General features: G+C 67.4%; 19 protein-coding genes. 10 read left to right on the top strand and 9 right to left on the bottom strand.

The features are described from left to right. Positions 1-12: 12 nt before the first annotated feature. On the top strand, positions 13-1,125 hold the full coding sequence (locus BSY239_RS01675) for an NADH:flavin oxidoreductase/NADH oxidase (protein WP_069045308.1): 1,113 nt from the start codon (positions 13-15) through the stop codon (positions 1,123-1,125). Between the two features lie 82 nt (positions 1,126-1,207). On the opposite strand, the gene BSY239_RS01670 is transcribed toward BSY239_RS01675, so the two are convergent. Continuing rightward, positions 1,208-1,717, bottom strand: a complete 510-nt coding sequence (locus BSY239_RS01670) for a MarR family winged helix-turn-helix transcriptional regulator (protein ID WP_069045307.1) — start codon at positions 1,715-1,717, stop codon at positions 1,208-1,210. Positions 1,718-1,818: 101 nt separating this feature from the next. Between BSY239_RS01670 and BSY239_RS01665 the strand changes: the two genes are divergently transcribed. Both BSY239_RS01665 and BSY239_RS01660 read left to right on the top strand, forming a co-directional pair. After that, a complete protein-coding gene (locus tag BSY239_RS01665; protein ID WP_069045306.1) occupies positions 1,819-2,817 on the top strand; it encodes a Bug family tripartite tricarboxylate transporter substrate binding protein in 999 nt (332 codons plus the stop codon). After that, positions 2,810-3,301 (top strand): DUF3237 domain-containing protein, encoded by a 492-nt coding sequence (locus BSY239_RS01660; protein ID WP_069045305.1) that lies wholly within the window; start codon positions 2,810-2,812, stop codon positions 3,299-3,301. The genes BSY239_RS01665 and BSY239_RS01660 overlap by 8 nt, the downstream gene beginning before the upstream one ends. A gap of 12 nt (positions 3,302-3,313) precedes the next feature. On the opposite strand, the gene BSY239_RS01655 is transcribed toward BSY239_RS01660, so the two are convergent. The 6 genes from BSY239_RS01655 to BSY239_RS01630 all read right to left on the bottom strand — a co-directional run bounded on the left by BSY239_RS01655 (position 3,314) and on the right by BSY239_RS01630 (position 7,585). Next, on the bottom strand, positions 3,314-4,474 hold the full coding sequence (locus tag BSY239_RS01655) for a flavin-containing monooxygenase (RefSeq protein WP_069048708.1): 1,161 nt from the start codon (positions 4,472-4,474) through the stop codon (positions 3,314-3,316). Between the two features lie 83 nt (positions 4,475-4,557). Beyond that, on the bottom strand, positions 4,558-5,826 hold the full coding sequence (locus tag BSY239_RS01650) for an RNA polymerase sigma factor (RefSeq protein ID WP_069045304.1): 1,269 nt from the start codon (positions 5,824-5,826) through the stop codon (positions 4,558-4,560). Positions 5,827-5,835: 9 nt separating this feature from the next. After that, positions 5,836-6,246, bottom strand: a complete 411-nt coding sequence (locus tag BSY239_RS01645) for a VOC family protein (RefSeq protein ID WP_069045303.1) — start codon at positions 6,244-6,246, stop codon at positions 5,836-5,838. 21 nt (positions 6,247-6,267) lie between these two features. Beyond that, a complete protein-coding gene (locus BSY239_RS01640; RefSeq protein WP_069045302.1) occupies positions 6,268-6,711 on the bottom strand; it encodes an SRPBCC family protein in 444 nt (147 codons plus the stop codon). Between the two features lie 11 nt (positions 6,712-6,722). Further along, the gene (locus BSY239_RS01635; RefSeq protein ID WP_069045301.1) at positions 6,723-7,154 is read right to left on the bottom strand and encodes a YciI family protein; all 432 of its coding nucleotides are present in this window, start codon (positions 7,152-7,154) and stop codon (positions 6,723-6,725) included. A 77-nt stretch (positions 7,155-7,231) separates the two neighbouring features. Next, the gene (locus BSY239_RS01630; RefSeq protein WP_069045300.1) at positions 7,232-7,585 is read right to left on the bottom strand and encodes a YciI family protein; all 354 of its coding nucleotides are present in this window, start codon (positions 7,583-7,585) and stop codon (positions 7,232-7,234) included. Between the two features lie 127 nt (positions 7,586-7,712). On the opposite strand from BSY239_RS01630, the gene BSY239_RS22755 reads away from it, so the two are divergent. The 3 genes from BSY239_RS22755 (at position 7,713) to BSY239_RS01615 (ending at position 10,067) form a co-directional block, all read left to right on the top strand. Continuing rightward, positions 7,713-8,609, top strand: a complete 897-nt coding sequence (locus BSY239_RS22755; RefSeq protein WP_069048707.1) for a demethoxyubiquinone hydroxylase family protein — start codon at positions 7,713-7,715, stop codon at positions 8,607-8,609. A 57-nt stretch (positions 8,610-8,666) separates the two neighbouring features. Further along, the gene (locus BSY239_RS01620; RefSeq protein WP_069045299.1) at positions 8,667-8,945 is read left to right on the top strand and encodes a cupin domain-containing protein; all 279 of its coding nucleotides are present in this window, start codon (positions 8,667-8,669) and stop codon (positions 8,943-8,945) included. An 87-nt stretch (positions 8,946-9,032) separates the two neighbouring features. Further along, positions 9,033-10,067 (top strand): endonuclease/exonuclease/phosphatase family protein, encoded by a 1,035-nt coding sequence (locus BSY239_RS01615; RefSeq protein WP_069045298.1) that lies wholly within the window; start codon positions 9,033-9,035, stop codon positions 10,065-10,067. Between the two features lie 3 nt (positions 10,068-10,070). On the opposite strand, the gene BSY239_RS01610 is transcribed toward BSY239_RS01615, so the two are convergent. Continuing rightward, positions 10,071-11,276, bottom strand: coding sequence for a tetratricopeptide repeat protein (locus BSY239_RS01610; RefSeq protein ID WP_069045297.1), 1,206 nt, complete (start codon positions 11,274-11,276; stop codon positions 10,071-10,073). 239 nt (positions 11,277-11,515) lie between these two features. On the opposite strand from BSY239_RS01610, the gene BSY239_RS22575 reads away from it, so the two are divergent. Then, a complete protein-coding gene (locus tag BSY239_RS22575) occupies positions 11,516-12,544 on the top strand; it encodes a hypothetical protein (protein WP_083239755.1) in 1,029 nt (342 codons plus the stop codon). A gap of 14 nt (positions 12,545-12,558) precedes the next feature. Here BSY239_RS22575 and BSY239_RS01595 read toward each other — a convergent pair whose 3' ends face one another. Then, complete coding sequence (locus BSY239_RS01595; protein WP_069045294.1) at positions 12,559-13,323, bottom strand: enoyl-CoA hydratase; 765 nt, start codon at positions 13,321-13,323, stop codon at positions 12,559-12,561. Positions 13,324-13,529: 206 nt separating this feature from the next. Here BSY239_RS01595 and BSY239_RS01590 point away from each other — a divergent pair, with 206 nt between their 5' ends. The 3 genes from BSY239_RS01590 (at position 13,530) to BSY239_RS01580 (ending at position 23,050) form a co-directional block, all read left to right on the top strand. After that, entirely contained in the window at positions 13,530-15,785 is a 2,256-nt protein-coding gene (locus tag BSY239_RS01590; protein ID WP_069045293.1) for a patatin-like phospholipase family protein, read from the top strand. Between the two features lie 146 nt (positions 15,786-15,931). Then, positions 15,932-16,372, top strand: a complete 441-nt coding sequence (locus BSY239_RS01585; RefSeq protein ID WP_069045292.1) for a type III secretion system chaperone — start codon at positions 15,932-15,934, stop codon at positions 16,370-16,372. A gap of 45 nt (positions 16,373-16,417) precedes the next feature. Further along, positions 16,418-23,050: a hypothetical protein gene (locus BSY239_RS01580; RefSeq protein ID WP_069045291.1), complete on the top strand. Its 6,633-nt coding sequence runs from the start codon at positions 16,418-16,420 to the stop codon at positions 23,048-23,050. Positions 23,051-23,092 lie beyond the last annotated feature (42 nt).

Here is a 23,092-nt window from a genome sequence, read left to right as displayed (position 1 = left end):
CAAGGACCTCCCGTGAGCCATCTGTTTTCGCCTTTTCATCTCGGTCCGTTGCACCTGAAAAACCGCATCGTGATCGCCCCCATGTGCCAGTACTCGGCGGACCACGGCAACGCCACCGACTGGCACCTGATCCACCTCGGCCACCTCGCGCTCTCGGGCGCGGGCCTGCTGATCCTGGAAGCCACGGCCGTCACGCCCGAAGGCCGCATCTCGCCGACCGACCTGGGCCTGTGGAACGAGGCGAACGAGCACGCGCTGGGCGAGGTGCTCACCAAGGTGCGCAAGCACTCGGCCATGCCGATCGCCATCCAGCTCTCGCACGCGGGGCGCAAGGCGTCAAGCCGCACGCCGTGGGAAGGCGGGCAGCTCATCGCGCCCGACGACGGCGGCTGGGAAACGCTGGCGCCCTCGGCCATCCCACACCTCGCGCACGAACCGCCACCGCATGCGCTCGATGCCTCGGGCCTGGACCGCATCAAGCAGGCGTTTGTGGACGCGGCCCTGCGCGCCCAGCGCATCGGCATCGACGCCATCGAACTGCACGCGGCGCACGGCTACCTGCTGCACCAGTTCCTCTCGCCGATTTCCAACCAGCGCACCGACGCCTACGGCGGCTCGCTGGAGAACCGCATGCGTTTCCCACTGGCGGTGTTCGACGCGGTGGCCGCCGTGCTGCCGGCCACCATGGCACTCGGCATGCGCCTGTCGGGCACCGACTGGGTGGACGGCGGCTGGGACGCAGCGCAAAGCGTGGTGTTCGGCCACGAGCTCAAAAAGCGCGGCTGCCATTTCATGCACATCTCCAGCGCGGGCATTTCGCCGCTGCAGCAGATCCCGCTCGGCCCCAACTACCAGGTGCCGCTGGCCGAACAGGTCAAGCGCGAGGTAGGCCTGCCCACCATTGCGGTGGGCCTGGTGACCGAGCCCGAGCAGGCCGAAGACATCATCGCCAGCGGCCGCGCCGATCTCGTGGCCATGGCGCGCGCCATGCTGTACGACCCACGCTGGCCCTGGCACGCCGCCGCCCAGCTCGGCGCGCAGGTGGACGCTCCGCCGCAGTACTGGCGCAGCCAGCCACGCGGCATGAGCCAGCTGTTTGGGGACGTGAAGATCGGCCAGCGCTGAGACTGACAGGACCCAACCGTCGAAATTGCTGCGGAAAGAGACCCCTCTGCAGCCGCCCAGGCGGGGAAACTTGCCAATGCAGTCAGCGCCGAGAAGCCTTTTGGGAGGTGGCCTTCTTCGGCAGATCGAGGGCTTCCAGGTTGGCCTTGGCCCGTTCGGCCAGACGCTGAACCAGTCCGTCGAGTTGGGCGATCTCTCCGGGCTCCAATACAAGCAGCAACTGCCGGTTGAGCTCAATCACCACTGGCAGAAACTCGCCGTACAGCGTGCGGCCTGCTTCCGTGAGTGACACCCGCGCCTGGCGGCGGTCGCTGGGGATCACTTCTCGCGAGATCAATTTTTTGTCAACGAGCGCGGAGACAAAACGTGAGGTGCGCGCTCGGTCAAGTTGCGCAAGATCCGCCAGTTCAGACGACAGCACAGGCCCGTGTCGGGCGAGCACGACAATGAGGCGCCATTCGCGGCGGGAAACGCCATAGCGTGCATGGCACAAGCGCCCCACGGGGGCGACGGCCACGGCCTGCAGTCGCGCGAGACGGTAGAGGAACAGTTCACTGGCCTCGTCGGATTGGCCAGGCCGGGATTCAGACATGTCGCCTCCTCTGGGTGAATACCCTGAGCTTAGTTGTATTGGTCAATCAAATGGTCCGGGCATAGATTCGACGTTCACCACCGAACAGCCCAGGAGACACCATGCGCACCACTCCCTTTTTCCCAAAGACCTCGCGTCTGGCAGGCACCAGCTTGCTGGCCCTGATGGCTGTCTGCGCCGCGCCGCAAGCGATGGCCCAAACCTGGCCGAGCAAGACCGTCACGCTGGTGGTAGGCACACCACCGGGCGGCTCGGTGGACGTCTATGGTCGAGCGTTGGCGGACCAGCTCGCCAGGCAGACCGGTGGCACGTTCATTGTGGAAAACAAGGCTGGTGCCAATGGCAACCTCAGTGCAGACTTTGTGCACGCAGCGCCACCCGATGGCCATACGTTGTGGGTGAGCACGCAGGCCATGTTCACCATCAACCCGTCCGTGTATCCCAACCTGCGCTGGAAACAGACGGACTTCAAGCCTATCGCCAAAGGCATCGAGAGTCCGCTTGTGCTGGTCACGCACCCATCGGTGCCCGCCAAAACGCTTGCCGACCTGGCAAGTTGGGCGGCAGCCAACCCCAAAAAGGCGGCATACGCCTCGTTCAGCCCAGGCACACCTTCGCATTTCCTGGGCTTTCAACTCAACGAACGCATGAAACTCAACATGGTGCACATCCCCTACAAGGGCAGCGCGCCACAGATCGCGGACCTGTTGGGCGGCCAGGTGTTGCTGGGGTTCACGCAACTGCAGGCGGCGCTGCCGCAGGTGCAGGCCGGCAAGCTCAACGCCATCGCCGTCACCTCAAAAGAGCGCTCGAAGTTCCTCCCCAATGTGCCGACCCTGGGCGAGCTCGGCCACCCGGACTTGAGCTCCACCGTCTGGTTCGGCCTGGTGGCGCCCTCGGCCGCACCCAAGGTGGTTCTCGACCAGATCGCAGCGGCCACAGTGAAAGCCCAAGCCAGCCCGGACTTCAAGGCCAGGCTCGAGGCACAGGGGTTCGACGTGCCGCAGGAGCATGGCGACGCATTCGCAGCCACCATCGCCTCAGAGACCGAACGCTGGGCTCAGGTCGTCAAGGCCACGGGCTTCCGCGCGAATGAGTGACACCATCCACCCGCTGATGACGCCGCCACCCGCACCCTCGCTGGCATTCTTCGCTTCGCTTTCTGTGCAGGTGGCGCCCGCACACGAAGTCGGCCAGACGCCCGCGGGCAACCGGCGAATCATTCCCATCCTCGGCGGACAGGTGCAGGGCCAGGGCTGGACGGCGCGCGTATTGCCCGGAGGTGCGGATTTCCAGGCCATCGTGACGCCCACGCTGGCGCAACTCGACGCGCGATACCTGCTGGAGACCGATGCCGGCGAGCTGATCTATGTGTGCAACAAGGCTGTGCGCGCTGCGCCACCCGAGGTCACGGCTCGCCTGATCCGGGGCGAGCCAGTGGACCCCGCTCAGGTGTACTTCCGCTGCGTGCCCACTTTCGAGACCGCCGCGCCCTCGCTCGCCTGGATCAATGAGCGCCTGTTCGTGGGCACCGGCGTGCGGCGTCCAGATCGGGTCGAAATCACCTGCTTCACCGTGCTGTAGCGTGGTGCGGAATCAGCCGCCATTGGCCTGGGCAATGTGGGCCGCCACCTGTTGCGCCTGCGCTGCAATGGCGCGCAGCAATCCACCGGGCTGGCGCACGTCAAAACCGACGAAGTACACCCCGGCCAGCGCGCCCTGCCCCACCACCTCGGCCGGCATGCCGCGCGCGTCCAGCGGCAGGGGCGTGTCCGGAAACAGCTCGTTCAAGGCAGCGTCGTAGCCGGTGGCCAGCAGCACCGTGTCAAACGGATGCTCGGTGCCATCGGTGAAGCGCACACCGCCGTGCAGCAGGGTCTGGATGCCGGGGTAGACCTGGAGGTCGCCGCGCTTGATGCGCGCCACCGTGCCCACGTCGATCACCGGTGTCTTGCCTTCTTCGCGCAGCTGGCGCAGCGGTGACATGTCGGCCGTGTGCAGGCCGTAGCGGCCGAGGTCGCCCACGCTCAGGTTGCGCAGCAGCGTGGCGGCCGCATCGCCCAACGCCGGCGGGAGGCGGCTGAGCATGATGCTGGAGAGCTGGGTGGGCCGGCCCAGCACGTCGCGGTGCACGATGTTGATCGGCGAGCGCACCGAGAGCGCGGCGCGCACGCCGTGTTCCACCAGGTCCAACGCGATCTCGGCGCCGGTGTTGCCCATGCCCACCACCAGCACACGCTGGTTGGCAAAGGGCGCGGCGTTGCGGTATTCGCGGCTGTGCAACACACGCCCGCCAAAGTGGCCCTGGCCCGGCAGGGCGGGTGCGCGCGGACGGCGGTTGGCGCCGGTGGCCACCACCACCTGGCGCGAGGCAATGACCCGGCCGCTCGCGGTGCGGGTGATCCAGCCCGCGCCGCGCGCTGCAGGTTCGATGCCCACCACGGATTCACCCAGCTCGGGCTCGATGCCGTGGCGATCGGCGTAACGCGTGAGGTAGTCCACCACGCCCTGGCGGGGCACGTAGCGCGGCGCGCTGTCGGGAAACGGCAGGCCGGGTAACGCGGAATGCGTCTTGACGGTGTGCAGGTGCAGGCGTTCGTAGTGGTGGCGCCAGCTCGACGCCACTTCGCGCGCCTGATCGATCACCAGCGAGCGCTCGCCCTGCTGGGCCAGGCAGGCGGCTGTGGCCAGGCCGGCGGGGCCGGCGCCGATGACGAGCGTATCGACCTCGCTGCGCGTGGTGGTTGTGGGATCCATGAACACCTGTTGTTTTGAACGAGTGTGGGGGGCGCGTGGGCGCCACGCCATGGGGGCTTGTACCCGAACAAAAGGACCACAGATCAGCGCAAACTCCTGGCCCGTTCCAGCAGGAAAGTTCGCTCCCGCTCATTGCCGGCCAGGGCGGCAGCGCGTTCGAACTCGGCCCGGGCCTCGGCGTCGCGGCCCAGCCGGGCGAGCAGATCACCGCGCACGCTGGGCAGCCAGTGATACCCCTGCATGGCCTTGTGGTGCACCAGGGCGTCCACGATCAGCAGGCCGGCGGCCGGCCCGGCGTGCATGGCCACGGCCACCGCCCGGTTGAGTTCCACCACCGGTGACGGCGCCACCCGAGCCAGATCGCCATAGAGCGCGGCAATGCGCGCCCAGTCGGTGTCCTGCGCGCGCACCGCACGCGCATGGCACGCGGCAATCGCGGCCTGCAGCTGGTAAGGGCCCGCCGTTGGCGCCAGCGTTTCGGCTCGCGACAGTGCCGCCAGCCCGCGGTGGATGAGCAAGGGGTCCCAGCGGCTGCGGTCCTGCACCGCCAGCAGCACCGGGCGACCCTGGGCATCGGTGCGCGCGGCGGCGCGCGAGGCCTGGATCTCCATCAGCGCGAGCAGCCCGTGCACCTCGGCGTGCTGCGGTGCAATGCCGGCCAGCATGCGGCCCAGGCGCAGGGCTTCGTCACACAGGGCCGGGCGCATCCAGTCGTCGCCGCTGGTGGCGGTGTAACCCTCGTTGAACACGAGGTACACCACCTCCAGAACGGAGGCCAGCCGCTCGGCCAAGGCCTCGCCCCGCGGCACTTCAAACGGAACCCCGGCCTCGCCCAGCGTTTTTTTGGCGCGTACGATGCGCTGGGCAATGGTGGCCTCGGGCACCAGGAAAGCGCGGGCGATCTCGTGGGTGGTGAGGCCACCGAGCAGCTTGAGGGTGAGCGCCACGCGCGCCTCGGTCGAAAGCACGGGGTGGCAGGCGGTGAACACCAGGCGCAGCAGATCGTCGCCAATGTCGTCCTGCCGGGCCGCGTCGAGCGCGTCCACAAAGTCGGGCACGTGGGTGGTGCCGAGCGCCTCCATGTCGGCCGCGATGCCCTCGTGCCGCGCCTCGGCCATCTGGCGGTGGCGCAGGTGGTCGAGCGCGCGGCGCTTGGCGGTGGTCATGAGCCAGGCGGCGGGGTTGTCGGGCACACCGTCTTTCGGCCAGTGCTCCAGCGCGGCCACCAGCGCGTCCTGGGCCAGCTCTTCGGCCACGCCCACGTCGCGCGCCACGCGCGCCACGTGCGCGGTGATGCGCGCGGATTCCAGGCGCCACACGGTGGCAATGGCCTGGTGGACGCCGGAATGCATGGGCTGCGTCTACATCTGGGCGGGCGCTTGGGCCATGTCCATCCAGAACACCTCCCACTGGTGTCCGTCCAGGTCGGCAAACCCGTGCTGGACCATGAAGCCGTGGTCCACGGGCGCGTTGGGTGTGGTGGCGCCGGCGGCCACCGCCTTGGCCACGAGCTCGTCCACCTCGGCGCGGCTGTCGCACGACAGCGCAATCAGGACCTCGGTGGCTTTCCGGGCATCCGAAATCGGCAGCTTGGTGAAGCCTTGAAAGGAGGGCTCCACGAGCAACATGGCGAAGATGTCGGGCGCAATTTCAAGACACGCGCCCTGCTCGTTGGTGAACTGCTGGTTGAAGCTCAGGCCCAGGGCCTGGAAAAAGGCCTTGGACTTGTTCAAGTCCTTGACGGGCAGGTTGACGAAGATCTGGCGCAGCATGGGGGTTCTCCTGTCGGGGTGTCAGTTCGTGCCTTCGCACAGGCGCTTGAGCTTGTCCAAGGCTGGCGGCCAGAGTCGGGCCATCATGTCCTCGTAGCCACCGAACGCATCCAGGTCGATGCGCAGGCGGGTGCCGCCACCTTCGTCGGTGAAGGTGTAGTTTTCGAAGCAGGGTGCCCAGGCGCGCACCGCGTCGCTGGTCGTGTCCTCCCGTCCGTTCTCGATGAAGCCGAGGTGGCGGATGGACACGAACTCGGCGGGGCGGTGCTCGGCGATCTCGGACACCATGCCGTTGCCGCCCGGGTCCAGGAAGCGGATCGCATCGCCGGCCTTCCACGAGCCTTCGAACTGCGAGCCTTCGCAAAAGGCGCTGGTCCACTGTTCGTAGGTGGGCGACTGCAGCATGGTGGTCCACACGCGTTCGCGCGGCGCCTGGATGAGGATGTCGAAGTGTTGGGTGGGCATGGTGGTGCTCCTCAGCGCTGCTGGCCTTGCATGGCATCGAGCTTCTTGAAGTCTTCCAGCGGCTGGCTGGGCGGGAAGTCCTCCAGCTCGTAAAGCTGGCGCAGTTCGATCACGCCCTCCTTGCCGCGGCCGGCCGGGTTGGGGAAACGCCGGCTCCATTCCAGCGCTTCTTCGCGCGAGCGCACCTGGATCAGGGTGTAGCCGGCGATGAGTTCCTTGGCCTCGGCGAACGGGCCATCGACGATGTGCTTGCCGCCGTCGGCGCTGTGGTGCACACGCCAACCCTTGCGGCTGGGGTGCAGGCCCGAGCCGTCGAGCAACACGCCGGCCTGGGCCATTTCTTCGTGGAAGCGCACCATCTCGGCCATGAGCGCCTCGTCGGGCGCAGGGGTGGTTTCGGCTTCGAATTCGTCACAAGACTTCACGATGATCATGAATCGCATGGGCTTCTCCTGATGGAATGGGTCGGTGGTGGGGTTTCAACCGGTACGACGATGCAGTGATGGCGTTTTCGACACGCTCATTCGTAACAAGGCGCCAGCGCCCGCACCTCCACCGTGGCCCACTCGGCAGCCGGGCATTCGTGGGCAATGGCCACCGCTTCGTCCAGGCTGTCGCAATCCAGCAGAAAGAAGCCACCCACCATTTCCTTGGCCTCGGCAAACGGGCCGTCCACCACGGTGGCCCGCCCGGCGATGTTGGACACGCGCACCGCGCTGGTCTGGGACGCCAGGGACTCGGACGCCTTGAGCTTGCCCTGCGCTTGCAGGCGTTCGCCAAAACGCTGCATGCGGCCATACACCTCGCGGCCTTCGGCTTCGGTGCGCGTGGCGCGCTGCGTGGTGGGTTCGATGATCAACAGCATGTAGGACATGGGGGTCTCCAGACAGGGTGGGCAGCAGGCTGAACATCCTACACAGCGCGGGGTTTCTTTCACACCTTCGCTGGGGTCTTGGCGCGCGGCGCTGCAGCAGCGCGCCGGCGTCGATACGATCATGCGCATGAGCGACATCACCCCCGCCCAGAGCTGCATGACCGTGCTGTACGACGGCGACTGCCCGCTGTGCCGGCGCGAGATCGCCGTTTACCAGGGGCTCGCAGCGCGCGAGCCGGTGCGCTGGGTCGACGTGAGCACCCCCGGCACCGCGCTGCCCAATGAGCGCAGCACCTTGCTGGCGCGCTTTCATGTGCAGCAAGAAGACGGCAGCCTGCTCAGTGGCGCCGAGGCTTTTCTGGCGCTGTGGGCGCGCCTGCCGGGCTGGCGCTGGCTGGCGTTCCTGGGCCGTGTGCCGGGTGCGTCCTGGCTGATGGAGCGCACCTACGTGGGCTTTCTGCGCGTGCGCCCGGCCATGCAGCGCTTGGCGCGCGGGCTTGACGCGCCGGCCGTGCCCGACGACATGCTGGCCGAGTTGCGGTCGGACCACGCGGGCGAAACCGGTGCGGTGTGGATCTACCGCGGCATCGCGCTGGTGACGCGCGATGCCGAACTCAAGGCCTTTGCGCAGCGCCACGGCGCCACCGAACAGGACCACCTGCGGCGCGTGTGCGAGGTGCTGCCCTGGGCGCGGCGCAGCTGGTTGCTGCCGGCCTGGCGCGTGGCGGGTTTCCTCACCGGCGCCCTGCCCGCGCTGGTGGGACCGCGCGCGGTGCACGCCACCATCGCGTCCGTGGAGACCTTCGTGGACCACCACTACCAGCAGCAGATCGACCGCATCGAAGGACGTCCCGGTGTGGAGCACCTGCGCGCCCTGCTGGTGGAGTGCCAGGCCGACGAGGTGGCGCACCGCGACGAAGCGTTGGCCCTGCAGAGCCGCCCGCCTGGGGCCTTGCTGCGCGCCTGGTGCGCGCTGGTGGGCAGCGGATCGGCCACGGCGGTCAAGCTGGCCCGGCTGGTCTGACGCGGCGGGGTCGCCGATTCGCTTGACCCGGATCTCTGCGTGCGGAGAATCCCGCCCATGAACACCACCTTCGACACCTTCCGCCAGCAACGCCTCGCCGAGGGCTTTGACGAGGTGCTGGAGCGCGAATGGGCGCCGCTCACCGTGCTCGACACCCACACGCATCCGTTCGCCGCCAACGCCCTGGTCGCGCGCGGCGAGATGTGGCTCACGGTGGGCGAGCACACGCGCCACCTGCGGGCGGGCGACACCTTCGAGCTGGACGCGCACGTGCCGCACGCCGAGCGCTACGGCGCCGAGGGCGCGGCCTACTGGGTGGCGCGGCGCAGCGCCTGAGCCGCCCGGCGCCTTCCCTCATCGGGGGGGTGGCATTGTCACGCGGCAGGCGCACAGTGGTGGCCTCAACCAGCAGGAGGTGTCACCATGAACCTGAAGCAGCTCAGCATCGGCTCGTTCAACCTCTACAACCTGAACGAGCCCGGCCTGCCGATGTACACCGACAAGACGGGTTGGACCCAGGCCGAGTACGACCGCAAGATCGGCTGGACCGCGCACCAGTTGCAGTCGCTGGACGCCGACGTGTTCGGCCTGCAGGAAATGTGGAACCCGGTGTCGGTGCAGCGCGCGCTGACCTCGGCCGGTGTGGCCGACAGCTACGACCTGCTGGCCCCGCCCAACGCCAACGGCAAACGCATCGACTGCGGCGCCCTGGTGCGCAAGGGACTGCTCACCGGCCAGCCCGAATGGATCACGAAGTTCCCGCCTGGTTTCGTGTTGCGCTCCACCGGTGACGATCCGCAGACGCCCAGCATCAGCGTGAACATCCAGGGCTACTCGCGGCCCGTGCTGCACTTCACCATCCAGCCGCGCAGCCCGGGGCCCGAGGTGCATGTGTACGTGTGCCATTTCAAGTCCAAAGGGCCGACGCAGGTGTTCAACGAGAAGTGGTTCAAGGCCGACAGCGCGCTCTACGGCAAACACGCCACCGGCCTGGGCGCGGCCATCTCCACCATCCGGCGCACGGCAGAGGCCACGGCGCTTCGGTTTCTGCTCTCGGAACAGATGAAGGGCAGCGACACGCCGGTGATCGTGCTGGGCGACATCAACGACGGGCAACACAGCAACACCGCCAACATCCTCACCGAGCAGCCGCGGTATCTGGTGGGCGAGAGCAAGGGCGGTGGCGACACCTCGCTCTACACCGCGCAGACCCTGCAGGAGTACCGCGACACGCGCGACGTGTACTACACCCACGTGCACCAGGACATCCGCGAGTCGCTCGACCACATCCTGGTCAGCCAGGAGTTCTACGACAACAGCAAGAAGCGACTCTGGATGTTTGACGGCCTGGTGATCAACAACGACCACCTGAACTTCGAAGACCACAAAACCCTGGGCACCGGCGACCACGGCGTGATACGGGCGACGTTCAGGTACAGCCCGGCGAAGGTGGTTTGAACGTCAGGCGCTGGCCACCGGCTCCAGCAGCACATACAAACCCATCACCGGCTTTTTCTGGTCTTCGCGCAGCGGGGCTTGCCAGCTCTGACGCACGCGAAAGCCATTGAGCGTGGCGAGCCGGTCGATGTAGGCCGGTGAGTGGGCGTAGCGCAGGCTCGGCAGCAGTTTGAGTTCGCTGCCGTCGCTGGCGAGTTCGACCGAAAAGGCAAAACATGCGCCGGGCTGCAGCCGCTCGCGCACCGCTTCGAACACCGCGTCGAGCGCGCCCACATAGATGAAGACATCGGCCGCCATCACCAGATCCACGGGCTCGGAGCTCTCACGCAAGAACGCCAACAGATCGCCGTGGACCACATGGCGGTAAGCGCCGCTGGCCCGAGCCTGCGCGACCATGGCGGACGAGAGATCCACACCATCCACCGCGCCCGCCTGCGCCTGGATGAGGCGGCCACACAGGCCGGTGCCGCAACCCAGATCGAGCACCCGCTCGAAGCGCTGGCCGCTGGCACGCAGCGGCGCCAGCAGGGTGCTGTGCGCCTGGTAGTTCAACTGTTCGACCAGATGCGACTGGAACTCGTCGGCGTACTCGTCGAACAGCGCCTCCACATACAGAGACGGCGGATGGGCCGGCGCGGCCCCACCCTGCACCGACGACAAGTAGAAGCGGTTGAGCGTTTCATCGCCGCCGTTCGCGAGTGCTTGTTCGTAAGAGCGTGCCGCTTCCGCAAGGCGCCCGGTGTCGCGCATCAGGCTGCCGCGCTGGCTCCAGGCTTCGGCGAGGGTGGGTTCGGTGGCAACGGCCTGGTCGAGTGCGTGCAAGGCCTCGTCGGGCTGCTGCAGGCGCATGCGGCACATGGCCAGCGACAACCAGAGCTGCCCGGTGTTCGCGCCCAGGCGAATGCCTTGGTGCAGGGCGTGCGCCGCCTCGTTCCAGTGGGACAGCGCTTCGTGTGACAGCCCGAGCGCCACCCAGGCGTCGCGGTGTGTGGGGTCGGCCTGGGTGGCCTGCGCGAGGGTGTCCACAGCGTCCAGCCACCGGCCCAGGCGGCACTGCGTCACACCCAGGTTGGCCAGCACGGAGGGGCGCCCGGGCACCAGGGCCAGCGCGGCCTGATATCGGGCGGCGGCGTCTTCGAGACGGCCCGTTTCAAAGAGCGCGTTGCCTTCAAAGAAGTGGGACTTGGCTTGTTCGGTGGGGTCGGTCATGGCGGCGTACCTTACACCAGCGCCTTGCGGTGCTGAAGTTCAAAACCTGTTGCCATGGCCGGTCGAGGGCGGCACGCCCATGCCGCACCACAGGATTGGATTTTGAAGCGCCCTGCGATAGAGTGGCGCGGTTTTGCAGCGAGGCGGGAATACAGCAAGGCGGAGGACACGATGTTCAAAGCAAGCAAGTACCGGCGCTACGGTCATCCGTTGCACCGGCTGCGTCGGCGGGTGGACTCATGACGGTGTTGGCGGCAGCACTGCTCCTCATTGGCGGGGCACTGCTTGCCCTGCAGGGTCTGATGTCGGTCGCTCTTTCGCTCCACAGTTTCCGGGCGACCGGCCAGTACCACGGTCGAGCGGCGCCACCGTTCCGGACCGAATCCCTTCGGTTGCTGTGTGGCGTTGCTGTGGCCCTGGTGGGCGCCATCCTGCTGTATGTGGATTTCAAGGGCACCACATTTCAAGTGGATGTCGTGAACCTGCCGGCTTTCTCCCCATGGTGGTGGTTGCTCGGCGCACTGCTGTTCATGGTGATGAGCGTCGTGTTGGCCGGGGCGGCGGCAGGGAGCGCTTCCGCGACCGGCAACGGGTGGGCTTCCTGGCTGGCGCTGCTGACGGCCGTGGCCGCCCTCGTGTCGGCAGTCGCCGCCAGCCTTGCGGAGATGCGCGAACGCGGACAGACGCCCTCCGCCTGCACTTGTTGTGCGTGTTCTGTGCCACCCGCACCACCGCCACCGCCACCGCCACCGCCACCGCCACCGCCACCTGCGCCACCTCCACCTGCGCCACCTGCACCACCACCTGCACCACCTCCGCCGCCGGGTACGGAACCACCGTCGACCAGCCTGCCTCCCATTCTTCGGGTGAGCATCGCCGGATTCGCACCCGGCAGCGCCGACATCCCCAGCTCGGCATCGGCGTGCCTGTGCCAGCTCCAACTGGATGAAGCAGGCAGCAGAGCGCCGGCCTTTGTGGTGGGATCGCACGACCCCACCTCACTGACCGAAAAAACGCGCCGGACTTTCGGGAGCAACGAGTCGCTGGCGTGGGCGCGGGCAACCGCAGTGGCCAATGCGTTGCGGTCAACAGAACGCCTGTGCAGCAGGGTGGTTTTCCGCCACGCACCCGTGATCCTCACCAGCCCGCCGACTCAGCCTTCATGGAGCGAGGCCCCAGAGCAACGGTCCTTCGATCGCCGGGTGGACGTCTACGCCCACTTTCCGCAGGTGCCGTCGTCCTGTGCACCTGAAAAAAGGGGCGGTTGAACCGCCCCGACGTTTCACACCTTCGAGAAATCCGGCTTGCGGCGTTCCATGAACGCGCCAAACGCTTCCTTGGCCGCCGGTTCGCCCAACATACGCCCGAAGCTCACGCCTTCTTCGGCCATCACGGCCATCACCTGCTTGAGCTGACCCTGCTTCATCAGGCGCTTGGTCTCGATCAGCGAGGTGATGGGCTTGGCGGCCATCTTGCGGGCCACGGTCTGGGCATAGCCGGCCACTTCCAGCGGCGGCAACACGCGGTTGACCAGGCCGACTTCGAGTGCGGCTTCGGCCATGAACGGCTCACCCAGCAGCAAGGCTTCGGCGGCACGGTGGTAGCCCAGCATCTGCGGCACCAGCAGGCTGCTGGCGGCTTCGGGGCACAGGCCGAGGTTGACGAAGGGCATGGAGAAGGCGGCGTTGTCGCCGGCGTACACCAGGTCGCAATGAAACAGCATGGTGGTGCCCACGCCCACGGCCGGGCCGCACACGGCTGCGATCAGCGGCTTGGGAAACTGCGCGATGCCGCGCAGGAAACGGAACACCGGCGATTCGGTGGTGGCGGGCGGGTTGTTGAGGAAGTCGGCGATGTCGTTGCCCGCACTGAAGATGGCCTCGTTGCCCTGGAACACGACGCAGCGCACCTGCGCATCGTCCTGCGCGGCCTGCAGTGCGTCGGCCATGGCGCCGTACATGGCGGCGGTGATGGAGTTCTTCTTGTCGGGGCGGTTGAACGTGAGGGTGCAGACGCCGGCTTCGGTGTGGACGAGGATGTCGCTCATGGGGTGTCTCTCGGTGGGCAGGTGGGGGCAGCGCAGGGCTGACAGGGAAGCCGCAAATTACCACGAACGGGCGTGCTTTTCCGGGTTGTGCTCCCCAGCGCTGACGGCTGCGTGACAGGGTGTATCGGGACCGGTTTTGAATGGGTGCCCGCCTACACTTGGCCGCATCCCGGCGCCCGTGCGCCGCCCTTGCTCACAGGTGTCGCATGCGTTCCCGTCTCTTTCCCCTCATCTTCGCCGCGCTGGCGACCTTGCTCGGTCCGCTGCCAGCGGCGGCACAGGGCACGGTGGCCGGCGAGCGCCCGCGCGTGGCCCTGGTGCTCTCGGGCGGCGGGGCGCGGGGCTTTGCGCATGTGGGCGTGCTCAAGGCGCTGGAAGCTGCGCAGGTGCCGGTGGACATGATCGTGGGCACCTCGATGGGCGCGATCATCGGCGGCTTGTACGCCAGCGGCATGAAGGCCGACGAGCTGGAGCGCGAGATCCTGGCGGTGGACTGGGGCGGCCTGTTCAACAGCCGCGAGCCGCGCCAGCTGCTCTCGCAACGCCGCAAGGAAGAAGACTTCGAGCTCTCGCCGGTGTTGCAGCTCGGGTTTCGCAACGGCGAGTTCCGCCTGCCCACGGGCGCGGTGTCCAGCCGCTCGCTGGAGGTGCTGCTGCGCCGCTACACGCTGTCCACCCGGCACCTCGAATCGTTCGACCAGCTGCCCACGCCGTTTCGCGCGGTGGCCACCGACATGGAGACCGGCCGGGCGGTGGTGATGGACCGGGGCGACCTGGCCGCGGCGCTGCGCGCGAGCATGTCGGTGCCTGGTGTGTTCTCGCCGCTGGCCATCAACGACCGCATCCTGGGTGATGGCGGGCTGGTGAACAACCTGCCGGTGGACGTGGCGCGCACCATGGGGGCCGAGGTGATCATCGCGGTGAACATCGGCACCCCCCTGGCCGGGCGCGACACGCTGGGCACGGTGCTGGGCGTGACCACACAGATGGTCAACATCCTGACCGAACAGAACGTGCAGGCCAGCATCGCCACCCTCACCCCGAAGGACCTGCTGCTGGCGCCGCCGCTGGGCAAGCTCACGTCGAGCGATTTCGACAAGGCCGAGGAGTTGGTGACGGCAGGCAACGAATACGCCGGCACGGTGCGCGAGGCGCTCGCGCGCTTTGCAGTGAACGAGGCGCGCTACGCGGGCTGGGTGAAGTCGCGCAGCACCCAGTCGCTGGCCAACGCCGACCGGGTGGGCCGCATCGGCGCCATCCACTTCGAGGGGGTGAGCGATGAGCGCGCGGCACTGCTGGCCCGGGCGCTGGAGGTCGAACCCGGCCAGCGGGTGGATGTGCCGAGGATCGAGGGGGATTTGCAGAAGCTCTCGGCCGCGGGCGACTACGAGCGCATCGACTACACGCTGACCCGGCGCGAAGACAACGGCACGGAAGACCTCACCATCAACCTGCGCGAGAACGCGTGGGGGCCGAACTACCTGCGCGTGGGACTGGACCTGCGCACCGACTTTCAAGGCGAAGGTGCGTTCAACCTGCGCATCAGCCACAACCGCCACTGGCTCAACGAGAGCGGCGCCGAGTGGCGCAACCGCGTGCAGCTGGGCGAGACGGTGGGGCTGTACTCGGAGATCTACCAACCGCTGGGGATGAACAACGAACGCTTTGTGGCGGCGTATGTGGACGGCAACATCAACAAGGTGGAGCTGTTCAACGACCAGGGCGACGCCCTCGCGCTGGTACAGCGCCAGGGCGTCAAGGTGGGTGCCGACATGGGCTGGCCGATCGGTCTGCGCGGCACCCTCGGAGAGGCGCGGCTGGGCGTGGTGGCCAGTGCGCGACGCGCCAAGCCGGAACTGCTGTCGGCAGCGATTCCCGCCGGGGTGAGCACCGTGCGATGGACCGAACGCGGCCTGCGCGCAGCCGTGATGGCCGATCAGCTCGACTTCGCCAACTTCCCCTCGCGCGGCTACCGGGGTCAGGCCGAGCTGTCGTGGGGCCGGCGCGATCTGGACGGTGGCACCACCACCGACTTCACCCGCCTGGACAGCAGCTTCACCGCCGTGAAGACCTGGGGTGTGCACACCTTCAACCTGGGTGGCCGCATGGCCTACACCAACCAGATCCCGCTGGCTGCCATCGACGAATACTCGCTCGGCGGTTTCCAGAACCTCTCGGGCTACCGCACGGCACAGGTGGCGGGCAACTACCTGCTGTTCGGCCGGCTCACCTACTACCAGCGCCTGGCTTCTTCGGTGGGTGTGGCGCGCGCCTTGTTTGTGGGCGGCTCGCTGGAAGCGGGCAACGCCTGGACCGAGCGCAGCGACATCACACTGCGGCAGTTGCGCGGCGCGGGCAGCCTGTTTGTGGGTGCAGACACCGGCATTGGCCCGCTGTACCTGAGCATCGTGAGTGCGCCCAAGGGTTACACCGGGCTCTACCTGTTCCTCGGCCGCCCCTGAGCGCCCCGCCGGCCGCTCAGGGCCTGCTCCACGGGCGATGGAGACCATCCGGTGGCTCCACCAGACTCATGAGCCCAGCGTTGGCGGTGGATGGTGAGTTGCGCTCTGGTGGCGGATAAAGGGCAGACATCCCAACGGAGTCCGCCATGCCTGCAGCCACCGCCACCACCCCGACCACCGACGACGACAACGTGTCCAGCGCAGAAGCGCTGTGGCGAGCGTTTTTTTCCCTCCACAAGATCACCGATGGCAAGACCGACGGCGCGGGCGCGTGCGCACTTCGGCTGAACGGGCTGCGCACCGTCGGCCAGTGCCTGCCCGACGACGGTCTGCTGATCGTGCAGCTGCACATCGCCGCCCTGCCCAAGGTGGCTGCCTTGCGCGGGCCATTCTGCGAAGCGCTGCTGGTACAGGCCACCGACGTGATCGAGGGTGACCTGCTGGGCATTGACCCGGTGGAGGACGCTGCGGTGTACCAACGCACGCTGAGCCTGGCCCGCCTGAGCGCACAGGCCCTCACCGACGAACTCTGGGACATGGCCGATGCGGTGGCCGAGCTGAAGCCGCTGCTGCCCAAGACCGCATGAACAACCGCACCAACCAACGCCCGACATCGGTGTGAGGAGCCAGCCATGAAGCGACGCCAGAACGATCTCACGGACCAGCAGGTCAACGAACGCGAGCGGCGGGAAAAAGACGAGCGGCTGCGACGGGACAACCGAAGTGAGAACACATCGGCACCACGCCACCTGGCGTCGGATACCCAACTGCCGCCCTCCCCGCCGGCCGACATCTCGCGCCCGCGCAGCGTCTCCACCGGGTCTGCACCGCAGGCCAGACTGCCGTCCTCCACCCACACGGTGACAGCAGACCCCCAGTTGCCCAACGCCGTCAAAAATCTTTTCAGCCATGTGCAGAGGTGCGAGCAGATGTGGACGATCCACAGCGGCGGCGACTGGCAAGCCAGCGACCGGCTCACGCGCTCGCTCTCGCCCTACTGCAGGAACAAGGCGGGGCTCCAGGCGCTGGCCGCGATGTCCCCCAGGCCCGCCGAGGTGGACAACCTGGTGTACGGCTTCCTGTTCGACCGCGTGTTGGCGGCGGCGAGGCAGCGCTACCTGCCCCAGCCACGCAGCGACAAAACCCGGAAGCCACAACTGGGGGAAGCTGCTGTCATCGCCACGGTGCTGAAGTCGGTGGTCTCCACCAGGTACGCGCAAGCGGGTGACGTGCGACTGCAGGGTGCTTACCGACTGCTGTTCGGGTTGATGGAACAGGTGGTTCTGCCCACCGGCCCCACCATCGCGCAGGTCGAGCAGACCCAGGCGACCTTGCAGGAGGTCAAGACTTTGGTGGACACCACGTTCGCCGACGTGAGGGCGCCAGGTGCAAAGGCTCAAGCACCGGTCAGCGAGCAGCCCCCAACGGTGCCCGTTCCCTGCCAGGACATCATCAAGTGGCTCGACTGCTCACCACCACCCCAGACCCTGCCCGACGGGATGCGGACCGCTTTTGACCGCTTGCAACCTGCAGCCACTGCTGCGGGCGACCGGGCTCACGCGAACAACGTCCTGCGGCGGCTGGTCGAACGCCATGAAGCGTGGATCCAGCGCGAGCGCGCCAGGCTCCACGAAACCGCGATGCACATTGCCTTGGTCTCCAACGGCCTGAAGGCCGCGCTGGAGGCACATCCCACGGTGTGGCCCGGCAACGATCCGGGCCAGCAACAGGCTTTCCGACAGCTTTTTGCGTGGGTGAATGCCGATGGACTGGCCGGTGGCGACAGCCAGGCCCTCGCCAACACCTTCAACGGCCTCAAAGCCGCGCTGGAGAGCCATCCGCCGGTGCTGCCCGGCAACGACCCGGACATGCAGCGGGCTTACCGCCAACTCGTCGCCCGGGTGAACGCCGGCCAACTGGACGGCGGCGAAGTCCAGCACATCACCAACTCCTTCAACGCGCTCAAAGCCGCGCTGGAAAGCCATCCGCCGGTGCTGCCCGGCAACGACCCGGGCATGCAGCAGGCCTTCGGGCTGCTGCTGGGGTGGGTGAGCCTCGGTCGCCTGGACGGCGGCGACAGCCAAACCATTGCCAACGCCTTCAACGCCCTCAAAGCCACCCTGGAGAGCGAGCCACCGACCTTTTCCGGCAGCGACCCGGCGCTGCAAAAGGCCCTTCGCCACCTCATTGCCCGGGTGAGCGCCGGTCAGCTGGACGGCAACGACAGCCAGGCCATCGCCAACACCTTCAACGCGCTCAAATCCGCCCTGGAAAGCGAGCCACCGGACTTCCTCGGGAACGACCCGGACCTTCAACAGGCCTTCCGCCACCTCGTCGCCCGGGTGAACGCCGGCCAGCTGGACGCTGGCGATGCCCAGCACATCACCAACACCTTCAACGGCTTCAAAGCCGCCCTGGACAGTCAGCCCCAGGTGTTGCCCGGCAACGACCCAGGCTTGCAACAGGCCTTTCATCGCCTCCTGGGATGGGTGAGCGCTGGCCGGCTGGACAGCACCGACAGCCAAGGCATCGCCAACACCTTCAACGGCCTGAAGGCAGCGCTGGCGTGCCGGCCCCCGGTCATGTCCAGCAACGACCCGGACCTGCAAAAAGCCTTCCGCCACCTCATCGCACGGGTGAACGCAGGCCAGCTGGACAAGGGCACCGCGCAGCACATCACCAACGCCCTGAACTGCCTCAAAGCTGCTCTGGACTGCCAACCACCGGTGCTGCCCAGCAACAACCCAGACCTGCAACTGGCGTTCCGGCGTCTCATCGGGCATGTGAACGCCGGCCAGCTGAAAGAAGGCAGCAGCCAGGCCATCGCCAACGGCTTCAACGGCCTGAAGACCGCTCTGGACAGCCACGTGGTGCCCGCCAACGACCCCGGCCTTCAACAGGCCTTTCGCCAACTCATCGCCCAGGTGATCGCCGGTGATCTGGACTCGGGCAAGTCACGGCACATCGCCAGCGCGTTCAATGGCTTGAAGGCAGCCCTGGAGAACCGGTTGCTGCCTGGCGACGATCCCGAGTTGCAGAAGGCCTTCCACCACCTTGTCGGTCAGGTCGGCGCTGGCCGGCTGGACGACAGCGACAGCCAAACCTTGGCCAACACCTTCAACGGCCTCAGGGCCGCCCTGGACGGCCAGGTGCTTCCGATCGACGACAGCGGTTTGCGCGCTGCGTTCACCCGCCTCACGAAGTGTGTGAACGCCGGCGCAATGCATGCCGGCAAGCCCCAGGAAATCGCCAGCGTCTTCAACGATCTGCGGGCGGCCCTGGACCACCGGTTGCAGCCCGGCGACGACCCGGACCTGCAACAGGCCCTCCATGGCCTCATCGAGCAGACCAACACGGGCCGGCTGGACCACGGCGACAGCCAGAGCATCTCCAACACCTTCAACAGCCTGAAGACCGCTCTGGACGTCTCCCCCGCTGCACTGGACGCCGACACCCCGGGTCTGCGCGATGCGTGCACGCGGCTGCTGAAGCTGATCGCCGGTGGTGCGCTCCAGGGGGGTACGTTGGAGGACCATGCCCAGGCGCAAGCCGGCCTGGGCGCCGCGCTGCGCCACGAGGTGCTCCTGCCCGACGACGATGGCGTGGCCGACGCCGTGGCAGCCATGTGGTCCACCCAGCGAGAAGCCCGGCTGGCCAAGCGGTACACCATCAGCGAGATCTGGGATCTGAGCCATGCCATGAGCTCCACGGCCAGGCTGCTCACCCTGGGGGCCGGCGACCGTGCCGCAGGCGTGACCGAGTGGGCGGGCGGCATGGCGCAGATGTGCCGGTTGCCGGTGGGCCGGCCGGACCAGAGCCTTCTGGTGAATTTGCCCAGGAACCTCGCACGCTTGCACCGGTCCCTCAACCAACGCCGCTCTCCCCCGAAGCCAGCGGTCGGCACGGCACCGGGCGGTCAAGCGGTCCAACCGGGCGCGCAACGCCCGGACCGCACGGGCGACGACCAGATGAACGCCATGCGCCTGCAACTGAGGGAAACGCTGGAGGGCTGGACGGCGTGGCTGGATGGTCTGCCACGCATCCCCCAGCCTGATGAACCCTGGATGCGCCACCTCACCGTCGCGGTCGCGGCCGTGGAAGACATCCTGAAGCTCGAAAGGCGCGTGAAGACACAGGACAAGGCGCGCCTGAAGTTCCGCGAGTTGCTGGAGCAGCGCGCCAGAGGCTGGGTCGACCTCTTGGTCAAGCGGAAGCAACGCGCCATGGCCCCGACCCTCGATCCCACCCTGCCGACCCCCCAGCCGCAGCCTGCCAAGCCGGCTCCTTCGACCGACGCTCCGCTGGTCTCCACCACGCCGTTGGAGCAGCGCCTGTTCCAGCGCTACCGCCCGGAACTGGACATCACCCCGACCTACGCCCGGATGACCCTGCCCCAGCAGCAAGCCCTCATGAAAGCCGCTCACCAGCGCTTGGCCCTGCCCAAGCCCGTGCCCATCGCCACCGATTGGATCCGCGCCATCGACTTCCCCGTGGTCAACCCGCGCGGACGCCTCATCGGCCTCGAGAAGCGCGACGCCAGCATCTACCAGGAACTCTTCGGCACCGATGCGAGATTGCCCCCGCCGGTCCTCATGAAACTCAACATGGGCATCAGGCCCGAGGAGCTGCCGTCCATCGCTCGCGTGCAGGGCCACTGGTACCGCTTCGACGTCTTCGGCGGCAGCCGGCTCAAACCCGATCAGGCCGAGCGAGACCCCGGCGTGCTCATCGGCATTCCCATCGAAGCCAGCGACTTTTTCGCCCAGCAGTGGCTCACGTCGGTGGAGGCCTACTGCTACGCACAACGCGCCTTCCTGCCAGAAGACGCCACCTACCTGCCACGGCCCGAACCCGACCCCTTTGATGGCCAGCCCGCGCCTCAGGTGCTGCCCCCCCACAACACCACCCGCGGCCTCAAAGGTGCGTTTTCCATGGCACTGATGCCCGACCACGATCCCGCGCAGCCGCAACAACTCTTCGATCCCGGGAGCCCCTGGGCGTCGCTGCGCACGCAGGATGGCCTGGGCTTCATCCGCAGCGACCTGGCCGAAGGCCTGGGCTTGACGCCGCTGGGACCGGCCACCCGCCAACCCGTCACCTGCACTGCGCGGCTGAGCTACCAAGCTTTGCAGTACTACCCCGAACCAAGCACCTTGAGCCCACCCCAGACCAGGCTGGCGGAGCAGGTCATGGACCAGGCACTCACACAGGCCGGCCTGAAGTTGCAGACCCTCATCAACCAATGGGACGTGCCCACCCTCAAGGCGGAGGCATCGGACGCGCGCTACTACACCCTGGTGCACGGCGCTCCTCCCGCTTACGCACCCACCGCGGTGCCGTCGAACACCCACACCCTGCTGCTGCCCGACACCCCCGAGTGGCGCGCGGTGGGCAAGGACGGCCTGATCGTCGGACGCAACCCCTACGACACCACCAACCTGCGTGTGGTGCCTGCGGGTGAGATCGGCTACAGCCCGGTGCTGGCAGGACACTCAGCGCTGCAATACACGCTCAGCGGCTACGCCGCCGATGACACCGGGGTGGTCCGCGCCCACTTCTTCAAGGGGCTGCTGATGGTGGTGCCCCGGGACCAATGGCCCAAGGCCTGCGCAACGCAATCGATCCTGCTGTCGAGCAAGGACCAGAAGATGTGTTCGACCTGGGCCACCGCCGAGGCCAAGAAATCCGCCCAGACCTCGCCCGCCACGCTGGCGCTGCACGGCTGCCTGGTGGTCAAGGACGAGAGGCGCCAACTGGTGGGCGCGCACTATGGGCGACTGATGGAAAGCCTGGCCGGTGACTACGACGGCGACCGGCTGGACCTGATCCCCTGCGGGCCGGTGAGCGCGCTGGCGCAGCTGGTGCAGACCACGCCCAAACTGGACAACCCCAAGATGCCCAAGGCCTTCACGCCGCGGCTGAAACCTGGCAACGCCCAGAAGATGATGGAGCTGCGCCTGGAGCTGCTGCAGGACTGGGTGAGCATCAGCAGCCTGTACTGCGCAGCGCCGTTCGCCGTGCGCCAGCAGATCGACGAAGCGCTGGCGCCCGATCACGTGCTCGACCAGGTGCTGGGCGAGAGCGGCTGGTGGCGCGACCTGGAACTGCCCGACCCCACGCCGGTATTCGATGCCGCGAAGGGCACCAACGACGAAGACCAGCCCATGGCAGCCTACGTGCTGTCCCTGCTGCCCGCGCAACGCGGCAAGATCATGCGCGCCGAGATCGCCATCGGCATCAAGGCCGGCACCGACGCAGAGAAGACCACCGTGCCGGTGGTGGCCCTGAAGGAGCGCGCGACCGAAGTGAAGAAATTGCTGCGCGAACAGTTCGGCATGGTCTCGGTGCCTTACGGCAAAGGCCTGCGCCGCCAGTTGCGCAACGTGTACGCGGCAGACGATCCGCTGGACGCGCTCGTTCAACTGCTGGAAAAACGCATGGAAATCACCAGTCCGGCACTGCCCCAGCTGAGCCTGCCTCGCACGCTGATGCGGGGCATCATGAAAGCCTTTATCGAGAAGTCGGCGAGACACCTGGCCGGCGTCGATCTGGCCCACACCTGCCGCATCCTGGGGCGTCTGCCGACGTTCCGCGATCCGGGATACGCCAACTGGAAGCTCGGTCTGATCGGCGCGGCGCTCAAGGTCCCGGAACGTCTGGACAGTGCCAGCCTGCACTGGACCGACATCCCGCCCGTGGTGGCCTGGATGATCTCGCCCTCCGGCATGACACAGGAGGCGGTGCAGGTGCAGCAAGCGCTGCTGATACGGCTCGCGCGCGTGCCACTGGCCCAGGGCATGGACAACGGCCCCTTGCGCCGAGCCATCGCCGACATCGTTGCGCTGACCTTCGACAACCTGGCCGCGCCAGCGAAGATGCCGACCACGCTGGTGGCCTTGTTCAAGCTGATGAACGCTGACGGCGCTTGCCAGGCGCAGTGCGCAGCCATCAAAGACGTTGCCCACGGCAACGCCCAGACCTGGTCAACCGCGCTGCTGGACCTGATGGCCCGGGAACAGATCACCCCCTTCGCGCTGAAGGAGGCACCCAACACCTTCGGTTGGACCCTGGTGTCGTGCAGCCCGGCGCTGACCAGGCAACTGGTGCTCAGCCTGGCGCGCACCGGACGCAAGGGCACCTACCGCATCGGCGTGGCTGCCGGCCTGCGCAGACCTGTCAACGCGATGATCGATCCGCTGCGCCTTGAATGGCAGAAGGCCGGCCTGAGCATCGAGATCAGAACCGGCACCATCCGGCCGGACTGAAGCCGGTGCGCGCGCCCGGTGGCGCGACCTGACCCGACCGGG

This window comes from Hydrogenophaga sp. RAC07, from assembly GCF_001713375.1.
Classification (GTDB): domain Bacteria; phylum Pseudomonadota; class Gammaproteobacteria; order Burkholderiales; family Burkholderiaceae_C; genus Hydrogenophaga.
This window is presented reverse-complemented; position numbering and strand designations above follow the sequence as displayed.